General features: G+C 51.1%; 13 protein-coding genes. 4 read left to right on the forward strand and 9 right to left on the reverse strand.

Annotated features, from left to right (window positions below; all coding sequences use genetic code 11):
- Positions 1 to 170: 170 nt before the first annotated feature.
- Together ACFRAM_RS03310 and ACFRAM_RS03315 are read right to left on the reverse strand one after the other, a co-directional pair.
- On the reverse strand, positions 171 to 1,130 hold the full coding sequence (locus ACFRAM_RS03310; RefSeq protein WP_379464511.1) for a carbon-nitrogen hydrolase family protein: 960 nt from the start codon (positions 1,128 to 1,130) through the stop codon (positions 171 to 173).
- Between the two features lie 29 nt (positions 1,131 to 1,159).
- Complete coding sequence (locus tag ACFRAM_RS03315; RefSeq protein ID WP_379464512.1) at positions 1,160 to 1,528, reverse strand: cupin domain-containing protein; 369 nt, start codon at positions 1,526 to 1,528, stop codon at positions 1,160 to 1,162.
- Between the two features lie 266 nt (positions 1,529 to 1,794).
- Here ACFRAM_RS03315 and pdxR point away from each other — a divergent pair, with 266 nt between their 5' ends.
- Complete coding sequence (gene pdxR / locus ACFRAM_RS03320; protein ID WP_379464513.1) at positions 1,795 to 3,231, forward strand: MocR-like pyridoxine biosynthesis transcription factor PdxR; 1,437 nt, start codon at positions 1,795 to 1,797, stop codon at positions 3,229 to 3,231.
- 197 nt (positions 3,232 to 3,428) lie between these two features.
- On the opposite strand, the gene cyoE is transcribed toward pdxR, so the two are convergent.
- Genes cyoE through ACFRAM_RS03350 form a run of 6 tightly spaced genes read right to left on the reverse strand, consistent with a single transcriptional unit; the run spans position 3,429 to position 9,239 of the window.
- Positions 3,429 to 4,310, reverse strand: a complete 882-nt coding sequence (gene cyoE, locus ACFRAM_RS03325; RefSeq protein ID WP_379464514.1) for a heme o synthase — start codon at positions 4,308 to 4,310, stop codon at positions 3,429 to 3,431.
- Positions 4,307 to 4,633 carry a cytochrome o ubiquinol oxidase subunit IV gene (cyoD, locus tag ACFRAM_RS03330; RefSeq protein WP_066362593.1) on the reverse strand — a complete coding sequence of 109 codons (327 nt, stop codon included), beginning with the start codon at positions 4,631 to 4,633 and terminating at the stop codon, positions 4,307 to 4,309. The genes cyoE and cyoD overlap by 4 nt, the downstream gene beginning before the upstream one ends.
- A 1-nt stretch (position 4,634) precedes the next feature.
- The gene (gene cyoC, locus ACFRAM_RS03335; RefSeq protein WP_379464515.1) at positions 4,635 to 5,246 is read right to left on the reverse strand and encodes a cytochrome o ubiquinol oxidase subunit III; all 612 of its coding nucleotides are present in this window, start codon (positions 5,244 to 5,246) and stop codon (positions 4,635 to 4,637) included.
- Complete coding sequence (locus ACFRAM_RS03340; RefSeq protein WP_379464516.1) at positions 5,243 to 7,228, reverse strand: cbb3-type cytochrome c oxidase subunit I; 1,986 nt, start codon at positions 7,226 to 7,228, stop codon at positions 5,243 to 5,245. The genes cyoC and ACFRAM_RS03340 overlap by 4 nt, the downstream gene beginning before the upstream one ends.
- A 27-nt stretch (positions 7,229 to 7,255) precedes the next feature.
- Positions 7,256 to 8,266: a cytochrome aa3 quinol oxidase subunit II gene (gene qoxA / locus ACFRAM_RS03345; RefSeq protein ID WP_379464517.1), complete on the reverse strand. Its 1,011-nt coding sequence runs from the start codon at positions 8,264 to 8,266 to the stop codon at positions 7,256 to 7,258.
- Positions 8,267 to 8,324: 58 nt separating this feature from the next.
- Positions 8,325 to 9,239 carry a COX15/CtaA family protein gene (locus ACFRAM_RS03350; RefSeq protein ID WP_379464518.1) on the reverse strand — a complete coding sequence of 305 codons (915 nt, stop codon included), beginning with the start codon at positions 9,237 to 9,239 and terminating at the stop codon, positions 8,325 to 8,327.
- Between the two features lie 327 nt (positions 9,240 to 9,566).
- Here ACFRAM_RS03350 and hisC point away from each other — a divergent pair, with 327 nt between their 5' ends.
- Both hisC and ACFRAM_RS03360 read left to right on the forward strand, forming a co-directional pair.
- On the forward strand, positions 9,567 to 10,676 hold the full coding sequence (gene hisC, locus ACFRAM_RS03355) for a histidinol-phosphate transaminase (protein ID WP_379464519.1): 1,110 nt from the start codon (positions 9,567 to 9,569) through the stop codon (positions 10,674 to 10,676).
- 51 nt (positions 10,677 to 10,727) lie between these two features.
- Positions 10,728 to 11,606, forward strand: coding sequence for a dihydrodipicolinate synthase family protein (locus ACFRAM_RS03360; RefSeq protein ID WP_379464520.1), 879 nt, complete (start codon positions 10,728 to 10,730; stop codon positions 11,604 to 11,606).
- Between the two features lie 71 nt (positions 11,607 to 11,677).
- On the opposite strand, the gene ACFRAM_RS03365 is transcribed toward ACFRAM_RS03360, so the two are convergent.
- Complete coding sequence (locus ACFRAM_RS03365; protein ID WP_379464521.1) at positions 11,678 to 11,824, reverse strand: hypothetical protein; 147 nt, start codon at positions 11,822 to 11,824, stop codon at positions 11,678 to 11,680.
- Between the two features lie 329 nt (positions 11,825 to 12,153).
- Between ACFRAM_RS03365 and ACFRAM_RS03370 the strand changes: the two genes are divergently transcribed.
- Positions 12,154 to 13,020, forward strand: coding sequence for an aldo/keto reductase (locus tag ACFRAM_RS03370; RefSeq protein WP_379464522.1), 867 nt, complete (start codon positions 12,154 to 12,156; stop codon positions 13,018 to 13,020).
- Positions 13,021 to 13,038: the final 18 nt, after the last annotated feature.

Genomic DNA, 13,038 nt, shown 5'->3' on the forward strand with positions numbered 1-13,038 from the left:
GTGAATACAAAAATTAAATTATTCTACTATAAAATAGAATCACGAAAACCATAAAGATGGCCAGCTTCAGGCCGCTCTTTATGGTTTATACAGATTGCAATGTCAGGCTGTTATCGTATTAGGGTAAGATAATCTAAGAACGAAGCAACAAATGCTGCACGGTCGTTAATTTATAACTTAATGGACCGGACGGCCTCTTGTTTTTGCGTGTTGACGGTCAGTTGAAAAACATCCGGACGGTTGTAATGCCCTACCACATCCAGGTCAAACCTGCTCTGTACCACTTGCGCCAGGTCGAGCGTTGCATATAGTATGCCTTCTTCATCATATAGCGGCTCTGTTACATACTCGCCAAGCGGACCGACGATGGCACTTCCACCCCGGCTAAGAATCTCGGCATCTTCCTTGAGGTCTTCGTGATCGGCGAGATCGGCAGGATAAGAAGCTTTAGTAGCGAATTGATTGCAGGAGATGACATAGCAGCGGCCTTCGCAGGCAATATGCCGAATCGTGGACTGCCACGTCTCCCGCGCATCCGCTGTAGGTGCAATGTATATATCAACGCCCTGTGCATACATGGACATGCGGGCTAGCGGCATATAGTTCTCCCAACAGATCAATCCGCCGATTCTGCCAAAAGGGGTATCAATGACGGGCAGGGTGCTGCCGTCCCCTACTCCCCATAAGAGCCGTTCGGAACCCGTAGGCACAAGCTTGCGGTGCTTGCCCAGCAGTTCTCCATCTGGTCCGATGTAGATCATGGAGTTATACAAGGTGCTCCGGCTGAACTCCTGATCCCGCTCTACCGCACCAATCACCAGATACACGCCCAGTTCCCGGGCCAGATCGCAGAGAACTTGCGTGTCAGGACCGGGAATGTCAATGGCGCTGGCCCAGTATCGTTCCCAGTCCTTCCTGCCGTCTACTGTCCGACTGCCCACTCTTGCGCCAAAGCTCAAGCCGCGCGGGTAACCCGGAATGAATACCTCGGGATAAATGATCAGCTTAGCACCTTGGGCGGCAGCTTCCTTGGCTGTTACAGCAATCTTGTCCATCGCCGATGCTTTATCGAATAAGACCGGGGCTGCTTGAACGACAGCTACCTTCACTTGCGGTTGACTCTGATTCATTCCATCCTCTCCCGTCCTGGTCGCTGTCCTTATTCTTTATCGATATACTCTATGTTAAATGGTTTGTTGGTAATAAACAAAACCGTAGCTCCGCCTTCAGCAACTGCACCGTGTTCAGCCACAATGCCCTCAGGGAACCAGACAAAGCTGCCTGGACCGTAAGAACCCTCATGCGTATATAACGTTCCTTCCAGCACATAGATACCGTGAGCAAGATCATGATGAATATGCCATGGCGTAACGAAGCCTTCCGGGTAATGGCAGTAATTAATCAGCATGCCTGTGTCCGGATCATTCAGCAGCTTCTTTTCTATCATCTTTTTGCCCGTACGTTCACTCACCAGTTCATCCCAGGGCATGTCGTTAATGTCTTTGACAATCGTCTTAATTTCATTCATAGCTCGTCCCTCATTTCATTAATGATAGAAGCTTAGGGTCATGATAACATTGGGATCACCACCGGTAACCAACCAATCCTGTGGTTTCTCAGCCAGCCACTTTGGGGAGCCATCCAATTAGTGCAGCATACACACCATCCATGTTCAAGGAATCGATAAACAATTGTCATGGTTAAGGAATCATGGGCAGATTTAATTTTAAAATTCGGTGGTATGATAAAAATCACAATATTTTTCCGACGCACAAATTGAGAGTGGTGATAATCATGTGGAAACCCGACCGACAAACGAAACAACCCTTATATGAACAAATTGCCGATCATCTGGAGCGGAGCATTTCATATGGAGAATATCCCCCAGGGAGCCTGCTTCCCTCGGAACGAAAACTGGCAGAGCAGCTCGGTGTGAATCGAAGCACCGTCATTCTGGCTTTTGCAGAGCTGCGGTCCATGGGCATCATTGAAAGTCGTACAGGCAGTGGGACTCGGGTCAGCCGAACGAAGTGGGGGGCACTGCCGAAGCATACGCCGAACTGGAGCCGATATGCAGAAGGCGGCAGCTTCCTGCCGAACTTACCTTTTATGCGCAAAATCCGCGAAGCCCTGGCCCAGCATCCTTCTTTGATTGATTTTGCAAGCGGAGAGCTGGCCCCGAATTTGGCGCCCATTGAAGAAATTACAGCACTTATGCAAAAACATCATTACACCTCTTATCTGGGCTATGACAGCCCGCAAGGCTATACTCCGCTGAGAGAGGCATTGGTCTCTTACCTGGAGACCTACCGGGGGATTCAGACGACCGAATCTTCTATATTAATTACCTCCGGTTCACAGCAATCATTGTATTTGATCACGCAGTGCTTGCTGTCGCCGGGAGATGCAGTAGCTATAGAAGATCCTTCTTATTGTTATTCACTGCCTATGTTCCAATCCGCAGGACTCCGGTTGTTCCGGCTTCCGGTAGATCAGGAGGGCATCCGCCCCGAAGATATTCGTGCATTATACAAAAAGCACCGCATTAAGATGGTGTTCATGAATCCTAATTTTCAAAACCCTACGGGTGCTGTTCTAAGTAACGAGCGGCGCAAACAGCTGTTTGCCGTCACTAGCGAATTGGGACTGCCCGTCGTAGAGGATGATCCGTTCAGTCTGACAGCGTACGAAGGAGCCCCTCCGTTCCCGCTCAAATCCGAGGATACGAACGGCTCCATCCTCTACATCGGCTCTTTCTCCAAGATCGCTGCTTCAGGACTACGCGTCGGCTGGATGGTTGCCCCTAACTCCATTGTCGAGCGGCTGGCCGATGCCCGGCAGCAGATGGATTTCGGACTGAGTATCATTCCCCAGCAGGTAGCTGCGCAGTTTATCAAATCGTCCTACTTCCAGCCCCATCTGGAACGCCTGCAGGCGGAGCTGCATTTCAAACGGGACCTCGTGATTGAAGCCTTGCAAAAGGAGTTGCCGGGACTTGTTACGTTCACAGCTCCCCGGGGCGGACTGCATTTGTGGTGCAAGCTGCATCACGAGGTCTCTGATGGCAGACTGCTGGAAGAATCAATCAAGCGGGGTATCGTCTTTGTACCCGGGAGCGTTTACGGTTCAGACGCCGGCTTCGTGCGCTTCACGTATGCCAGGGCCAAAACCGAAGATATCGGTCCCGGCATTGCCAAGTTCGCCGAAGCGCTGCGGGGGTTAATCCATTGAGTGCCGGCTGCCAGTCGACTCCTCTATAACATGCAAACAACCGCTGAGCGTAAGCTTCAGCGGTTATTTTTTATAGATAGGATTCATTAATAACGAAAAAACAGTTGGAACTGTAAGAGCAGGAGCGTCTTACCTTAGTGTCTGGATTTTGATTTTATCCGCAAACAAAAAGACCAATCCTATCTGCTCTTACAGCTTTACCAAAACGGACGTCCTGACGTGTCCAGAATCATCATTAGAAACACAAGCATCAAGTAATTGACCGAGAACAGAAAATTGGCTTTGGCCCAGGACTCATGGTTGCTGGTTGTCGTCCCACGCAGCGTGTGCCAGCCCCAAGCCGCAGTAGCCAGCAAGGATACGGTCAGAAAGACAATCCCAGCGTAATTCAGTGAATAGAGCAGAATGACTGTAGGGAACAACAGCAGCACATATGGAATCATCTGCAGTTTGGTGCGCCGGATGCCTTTACGGACAGGGAGCAGCGGATAGCCTGCCGCCCTGTATTCTTCCACCCGCCGGATCGCCAGTGACCAGAAATGTGCAGGCTGCCATAGAAACAATAGTGCGAATAACAGCAACGCCCCCGCATCCATCTCATTAGTATAGGCACAATAACCGATCACCGGCGGCATCGCGCCGGAAATCCCGCCAATAGAGGTGCTCCACGTAGAGGTCCGTTTTAACCACATCGTATAAATGACCATATACACGAACATCCCGATGAGACCGAGCCAGCCGCACAGGCTGTTTACTTTCCAGAAGAGGATCGTCTCTCCCGTAATCCCCAGCAGACATGCGAAGATCCATGCGCTAGAGCGCTTGATTCTTCCTGTGCCCAGCGGCCGATACTGCGTGCGGCTCATTTTCAGATCCAGCTGATAGTCCCAAATGTTGTTCAGGACACAGGAGGAAGCCATCGTAAAGGTGGTTCCCAGCAGCGCCCAGAGCAGCACACTCCACTCAACGGTCCACTGTGAGGCCAGCCAGTAGCCCCCAAATGCAGCAAAAAGATTCAATTGCAAAATCCGGGGCTTGGTCAATCCAATCCAGTCCCTGTAGAACGACTGCTGGCTCATGTAGCCACCATATTGTAGAGCATAATCCACATCGATCCAGCAACGATGATAAGCAGAATGATCAGACCGAGAATCAGAGAGATCAGATTGTAGCGCGGCTTCTTCTCTTCCTTCAGGTGCATGAAGAAAAACAACTGAACGATCAACTGCAAGACGCCCGCTGCCATTAACACCACAGCTTTGGTCCGTCCCTCCAGCCAGCCTCCCATGACGATGGCAACCGGAATGATCGTCAGAATGATGGAGCAGAGAAACCCAAGGGTATAGGACCGCAGCGAGCCATGGGTTTCTTCTCCGGTATGAGCGGATTCCACATGTGACATCTTAGCTCACCCCCATTAAATAAACTACAGTAAAAACAAAGATCCAGACCACGTCCAGAAAGTGCCAGAACAGGCTGACGATCTGAACTTTGCGTTTCGTTACAGGCGTAATCCCCCTGCGTTTCAATTGAATCATTAACGCAATCATCCAGACCAATCCAACCGTCACGTGCAGACCATGCGTACCCACTAGTGTGTAAAAAGCAGACAAAAATGCGCTAGTGCTCATTGTTGCACCTTCATTCACCATATGGGCGAACTCGTTGACCTCCAGCCCGATAAAGACAGCTCCCAGCAGGGCTGTCACGCCAAGCCAGCCGATCAGGGCGCGATGTCTGCCCTTGTTCATCGCCAGTACCGCCAAGCCGCAGGTATAGCTGCTGGCCAAGAGAATAAATGTGCTGGCGATCACACCGCCAAGCTCGAATAAATCAGCGGGCCCCGGGCCGCCATTGGTGCTGCCGCGCAGTACAATATATGTGGCAAAAAATGTGCCGAAGATCATGATATCCGTCATGAGATAAATCCAGAATCCGAAGGTTCGCATCTCCTCAAGATCGGGATGACCATGATGACTTGCCTTTGTATCATCAGTCAAATGAGTTGAACTCATGATAAGGTTACCCTCCTTGCGGCCGCTTCCACACGGCTGATTTCGTCTACGGGAATATAATAATCCGTGTCATAGTTGAAGGAATGGACGATCATACATGCGGCGACACCCGCTAGTCCCGGTATGATCAGCCAGAGCCAATGGAATACGAAGCCAAAGCCCGCCAGGAACCAGAAGCCCGCCATAATGATCGGGATGCCGGAGTTTTTGGGCATATGAATCGGCTCCAGTATTGCTGTGGTGTCTGGTACAGAGGTACCTTTGCCCTTGCGTTCCTTGCTTGCCCACCAATCGTCCATCTCCGACACCTGCGGAAGCACAGCAAAGTTATACAATGGTGCTGGTGAAGGAATCGACCATTCCAGCGTGCGTCCATTCCATGGATCGCCCGTGGTGTCAAGATTCTTCCGGTGATGCTTGATACCATGCACGATCTGCCACACCTGGAACACAAATGCGATACCCATCAGCACTGCTCCAACCGTGGATACCAGGTTAAGCTCCCACCAGCCTTTGTCCCAGCTGTACGTAACTACACGCCGCGTCATGCCCATGAGACCAAGCGCATATTGCGGCATAAAGCAGACATAGAAGCCGATATTCCAGAACCAGAATGCCCACTTGCCAAGCCGCTCATTCAGCTTGAAGCCGAACAGCTTCGGCCACCAGTAATACAGACCGGCGAAGTAGCCAAAGACGACACCGCCGATAATCACCTGATGGAAATGCGCAATCAGGAAGTAGCTGTTATGGTATTGGAAGTCCGCTGGGGCCACGGACAGCAGCACCCCGGTCATCCCCCCGAGCACAAAACACGGAATAAAGCCCACCGTCCACAGCATCGGTGTCTCGAACGTAATTTTGCCCCGGAACATAGTGAACAGCCAGTTGAAGATCTTCACCCCTGTCGGGATGGCAATCAGCATCGTAGTCAGCGCGAAGAAGGCGTTGACGTCCGCTCCAGAGCCCATGGTGAAGAAGTGATGCGCCCACACCAGAAAGGACAAAATACTGATAATCATCATCGCGTACACCATTGATTTATAGCCAAACAACTTTTTCTTGGAAAAGGTCGCCACCACTTCGGAGAAAATACCGAAGGCAGGCAGTACAATAATGTACACCTCAGGGTGACCCCACATCCAGATCAGGTTGATGTACATCATCGGGTTCCCGCCCCCGTCCAGCGTGAAGAAGTGAGCGCCCGCGTAACGATCCAGGAATAGCAGAGCCAGTGTCGCTGTCAGGATCGGGAACGAGAAGATAATAGCGATACAGCTCGACAGCACAGACCAGGGGAACATTGGCATTTTCATCAGCTTCATCCCTGGCGCACGCATTTTCAGAATGGTGACGATGAAGTTGATCCCAGTCATCAGACTGCCGATCCCGGAAATCTGGATGCCCCAGATATAGAAGTCCTGTCCGACGCCCGGATTATACATCAGCTCCGAATACGGCGGATAAGCAAGCCAGCCCGCATCCGGCGAGCCGCCGATGACAAAGCTCAGGTTGAACAGCATGGCCCCGGAGAAGAACAGCCAGAAGCTGAGTGCATTCAGGAACGGATAGGCCACATCCCGCGCCCCGATCTGTAGCGGCACCACGACATTGAACAACCCGAACATGAACGGCATCGCCATGAACAGAATCATAATTACGCCATGGGTGGTGAAAATCTCATTGTAGTGATCCGGCTGCAGGAACTGGAATTCCGGCACAGCGAGCTGCGCACGCATCAGCAGCGCGTCTACTCCGCCGCGGAACAGCATCAGAAAGGCCGACAGAATATACAGAATGCCGATTTTCTTATGATCGACGGTCGTCAGCCATTCCCTCCACAGCCACCTCCATTTTTTGAAATAAGTCAGTGTAAATAGAATGCCGACAAGCGCCAGACCGATGCTGACATCCGCCCCATAAATCATTGGATCACCGGTGACGAAAAAGTCGGAGGCGAAGTCTTTGATCTTGTCCATCATGATGCTATTTGCTCCTTTCCTGGGAATCTACTTGTGACTATGCATATCCTCCATATCCATGTTTTGCATATCCGTATTTTGCATATCCATGCCTTGCATGTCTGTGTGTTGCACGTTCGTTTCTCGTGCACCTCCAATGGTTGTATCCGATTCCTCCGTACCCTGCGCCTGCTTCCCATGCTGATGGGATGCTGCATATTTGGTAACCGTTCGTTGGAACAACCCTTCCGGGAAAGAAGAATACGTCAGCACTTCAGATGCCGAAGGCTCGGCCAATGCATTATAGCCAGCTTGCGTTAGTGCAGGGGAGTCTCCTTTAACACCAGCTACCCATTCCTTAAATTGCTCCGGGGTTACAGCATCCACGTCAAAATACATCTTTGCAAAGTCAGTACCGGTAAAATTAGCTCCAGAGCCCCAGTATTTACCTACCTCATCAGCCTGCAAATACAACGTCATCGCCATGCCGGACATAGCATAGATTTGCCCGCCAAGCTGGGGAATCCAGAAGGAATTCATCGGAGAATCAGCCGTAATCTCGAACCGGACAGGTACCCCTTGCGGGATTTTCAGTACATTCACCGTGGCAATTCCCTGCTCGGGATATTGGAACAGCCACTTCCAGTTCAGTGAGGTGACCTGTACGGTTAATGGCTTAACCTCTGATTTCAGCGGCTTGGACGGCTCCAGCGCATAAGTGTATCGGACGGTGATGGCTGCAATCGCCACAATAATGAGGATCGGAATCCCCCACCAAATGACTTCCAGTCGTGTGCTGTGCGCCCAATTCGGTGTATACGGGGCTTTTCTGCCTTCTCTATCCCGATAGCGCCAGATAATAATAGCCGCAAGTATCAGAACGGGAATAATGATAATGGCGCAAAGCGCGGTTGAAATAAACATCAGATCCCGCTGCTGCGCCGCAATGGGTCCTTTCGGGTGAAGAACGCTGACGTCAGAGCAGCCGGTTGCGGTCAGCAGCAAAGCTATTAACACGGATAATGATGACAACCAGCGCAGCGTTTTGGGTACATTCATTGTTTCAACTCCTGTGTTCAGTTTGACATGATTTAGACACAATTCAGTGATGTGAGGTCTATTTTCGCCGATAGATCCATGATCGAATGGCAATATCCGTCAGCAGACTGAATAGTATCGTCGCAATGATGTTATGAAGGAGACTGACGAACAGAAGCTCGTCCCCCCGATCAAGCGCAGCTGTGAGCCAGGCACCACTCATAATTTGAAAGAGAATGCACAGCAGCAGATAAGAGACGGCCGTTCCCATCCCGGAAGCCTGATTTCTGCGTTCTGCCCGCCGTACGAGTAATGCCCAGATAGCTGTCAGAATGAACAAAAGAACGGCGGCCAAACGATGTGCAAATACAACACCCGCGACTTCGTTAAAGTCAGGGACCAGCCTGCCATTACAAAGCGGCCAGCCTATGCAGCCACCTGCCGCTTCTCTGTGCCGGATGAAGGCACCCAGATAAATGACACCATAAGTGAACACCCAAATTCCCCAGGCCCAAACTGCAAAGCCCGGCGGTGTCTGCACGCTTTGACGGTCCGTCTGTTTCATGCGGTAGATCCATAAGACCAGCATCATACTGCTTGCCACCGCAAGCAGCGAAATGCCAAAATGCAGAGCCATCACGGCCGGCTGTTGCGGCCATTTTACTGCCGCTGCGCCCATCAGCGCCTGAATAACTGTAAATAGCAGCGTGCCACCCGCATAAGCGTATGCTTCGCGGTGCTCCCTGCGATGGAACCATGTCAGAATGAAGGTCAACAGCACCAGCAACCCGACAATCCCCGTAATCATACGATGGGAATACTCAATCATAGATTCCAGTGTATAAGCCGGAATGAATTTCCCGTGGCATAAGGGCCAATCGCTTCCACAGCCCCGGCCAGAGCCGGTCTGGGTCACAATGGCTCCCGCCAGCAAAACAAACAGCATGCCCACGAACGTACTCCAGGCCAGAATGCGGTATTGCCTTGATATCATTTCTCCCCCGCCCTCCACCAAACTCGGAACCATGGGCCTCTATCAGCCTTCCAGCCCTTCTCTAACTTCCTGTTAATCTCTGACTCTCCCCTTCCTCGCTGTAAATCAAATCCGAATATAACGGTTCTGCCGGAGCACGTAACCATCCATTTCTTAAATTTTAAATACCAGCCGATTTTGCCCTAGATAAGCTGAACTTAAGAATCACTCAATATAAAAAAGCGGTTTGCTCAAAAAAAGAGGCAAATGGCTGGTTACTTTTCCGGGAAATCATCCTATATTCAACATCAACGTTGTCATTTTTAAAGAGTAAGAGGGGATGAAAACATGGAAGAATCGAAGATCAAGGCACGGAGGACATTGAACAAGATATCGCCCTATTCCCCAGGGAAGCCGATCTGGGAGCTTGAACAGGAAATGGGATTGACTGGCATCATCAAATTGGCCTCGAACGAGAATCCGCTGGGACCATCGCCCAAAGCCCTTGAAGCAGCCGGCTATGCGTTACCCACGATTCATCGTTATCCGGACGCTGGCACCACCCGTCTAAAACAAGCTCTCGCTGCCACACTGAAGATGAGCCCGGAGCAATTCATCATTAGTAATGGGGGTGATGAGTTGATTACTCTTATCGCCGAGACTTTTCTTGAACCGGAGGATGAAGTGATCGTCTGCTCGCCTTCTTTTAGCGAATATGAATTTGGAGCGCATTTAATGGGGGCAAGCGTAGTAAAGGTTCAGCTTGACGGGGATTTTCTCATAAATGTCCATGCTATAGCTGAAGCGGTAACGGACCGAACGAAGCTGTTGTGCCTATGTTCGCCCAATAACCCTACCGGCACCTATATTCCGCGGGAAGAGCTGCATCAGCTGCTGGATCTCTTGCCTCAGCATGTCGTTGTACTGCTGGATGCGGCTTACTGTCAATATGCTTCGGCTGACGACTACACCGATGGTGTGGAATTTGTCCGGGCCGGATATCCGGTCATTGTTCTTCAGACGTTCTCCAAAATTTATGGACTGGCCGGACTCCGAGTCGGCTATGGGATTGCATCTGGAAGCATGATCCAGCTTCTATCCAAAGTGAAGGAACCTTTTAATGTGAACGCCCTCGCCCAGGCCGCTGCCGTAGCCGCACTTGGCGACAGTGATCATGTCCGCTTGTCACTGGAGGTCAATTCAAAGGGCAAACAGCAGTTATATCAGGCTTTTAACAACATGGGTTTGGATTATATCCAGAGTATGAGTAACTTCGTATGGGTGCACATCGGACCTGAAGCGCGGAGTGTGTACGAGAATCTGCTGAAACGAGGGATTATTGTACGATTCGGAGTGATTTGGCAGCTGCCGGATTATCTTCGCATCTCCGTAGGGACACGGAGGGAAAATGCTGCTTTGATTAAGGAATTGTCCGCTATTTTGAATCATGAATGTTAGGACGCTTGCCGTCTAAAGATATACAGACCCGGAAGACAGGAGTTGAACGCTGTGCTTACAGAACAGAGCCTGCATGGCATTATCGTCCCCGTTATTACACCGTTCGATGAACAGGGCAATCTGGACCGGCAGTCCTTTGCAGAGTTGATTGAGCGCCTGGCCAGCAAAGGCATCCACGGGCTTGTTATTAATGGAATAACCGGGGAAGCTCCTGCCATCAGAACGGACGAGTTGAAAACAATGCTCCTGACTGCGCGTACAGCGATAGGAAACATCCCGCTCATTGTTGGCATTCACGCCACCAGCCCTACTGCCGCAGCCAGAAGGATATCCTGGGCCAAATTACTCGGAGCCGACGCCGCTCTTGTGGCCGCCCCAGCCTCCAGCCGCTCTTCTCAACAAAGCATTGTCCGCTATTTTGAGACTTTGGCTGGGGCGGAGCTGCCCATCATTGTGTTGGACCGGCCGCATCGCGCCGGAGTCCCGCTGGAACTTGCAGCCGTACAGGCCATTCTGGAGCTGGACCATGTGATTGGCTTAAAAGAAAGCACCGGCAACATCCGGCGGGTGTTCAAGCTTTCACGCTTCTCGTCCAAGCCGATTCTCTGCGGGGAGGATGAGCTTCTGTTCGCTTCCCTGTCCTGCGGCGCTAAAGGGGGCATTCTGGCCAGCGCCAACTTGGATAGTGAGCAGTTTGTAGAGGTGTATGAGTCGTTTCGGGCCGGCAAAATCGAGCAGGCTCACCAGCGGTTCGAGCATCTGCTGCCGCTGATCCAATTCCTGATTACGGAGCCGAATCCCGCTCCCTTGAAATGGCTGCTCGCCGAACGCGGGCACATCCGTTCCGACCATCTTCGCCTGCCAGCTGCGGCGGTCAGCAACGAAACCTCACAAAAAAGAGCCTATCTGCTGCAAAGCGCGATGGGCTGACCGTCCAAGTATGACAAAGGAGCCCCTTCGGGCTCCTTTGTGTTTGTACCAAATCTCGACTGAACTGCTACTTATGTATAGGTTAGGTAAGCTGGATCTTTATAATCGGACAAGTTGGAATGTACCGAGCGACCCCCAGCTTCAAATATTCGCATCACAGCGAATGGCAGATTCAACTGCTCCAGCACTAACTTGGCCGTCCCCTTCGAATAGTGCATGACAGCCATCTCCTTCATTTTCACTTCGTTCGTCATCCGATCAGTCCGTCATCCGAGCAGTCCGTCCTCCAATTGTTCCAACACAGGCGCTCCACCACTGGTTTTCGTCATCTACACTTAGAGGGTCCCGCTCGGTAAAAAACTCCCGCAGACCATAATGAAATGTACCTTAACCCGATGTATTACCCGGCAGTTACAGGATTGAATCTTTAAAGGTTCATAAAACTACACCTCTCTGAAAACAATAGAATTTGAGTATTGCATTTACAAAACCTAGATGTAAACTAAACGTATAGTTCACTTAATAATTTAACAGGAGGCTTACTCATATGTCTATTTCACATACCAATGCAGCATTATCTGGCTCATACGCCATTGGCGGCGAGCTACACGTTAACCGGCTCGGATATGGAGCCATGCAGTTAACCGGACCGGGTGTCTGGGGAGATCCGCGCGATCCGGAAGAAGCGCTGCGCGTACTCCAAAGATCAGTAGAGCTTGGCGTTAATTTCATTGATACTGCCGATTCCTACGGCCCTTTTGTAGCCGATCATCTGATCCGCAAGGCCCTTTATCCATATCCTAAGGATCTCGTCATCGCCACCAAAGCCGGGTTGACCCGCTCAGGCCCGAACGACTGGCGCCCGGTTGGGCGTCCTGAATATTTACGGCAGCAATTAGAGCTTAGTTTGCGGCATTTCGGGCTGGATCAGATCGATCTTTTCCAACTGCACCGGATCGATCCTAAGGTTCCCCTCGCTGAGCAGATCGGTGAGCTGGCTTTACTGCAACAGGAAGGGAAAATCCGCAAGATCGGACTAAGTGAAGTGACCGTGGAGCAGTTGCAAGAGGCTGGCCAGATTGCCAAAATCGATTCTGTTCAGAATCTGTACAATCTCATTGAACGCAAATCAGAAGCCGTACTGACCTATGCTGAAGCTAACAATATTGCCTTCATTCCTTGGTTCCCGCTGGCAACAGGAGAACTGGCCAAAGCAGGCGGACCGCTGGCCGCCCTGGCTGCCAAGCATGATGCACAGCCTTCGCAGCTCGCACTTGCCTGGTTGCTGAAGCGTTCCCCGGTGATGCTCCCTATTCCGGGCACCTCTTCCGTCAAGCATCTCGAAGAAAACATTGCTGCGGCTGCCATCCAATTGAGCGAGGAAGATTTCACCACACTATCCAACATCGTTTAATGACTTAATCGACACCTA

The organism is Paenibacillus sp. NPDC056722 (genome assembly GCF_042790635.1).
Classification (GTDB): domain Bacteria; phylum Bacillota; class Bacilli; order Paenibacillales; family Paenibacillaceae; genus Paenibacillus_AQ; species Paenibacillus_AQ agri.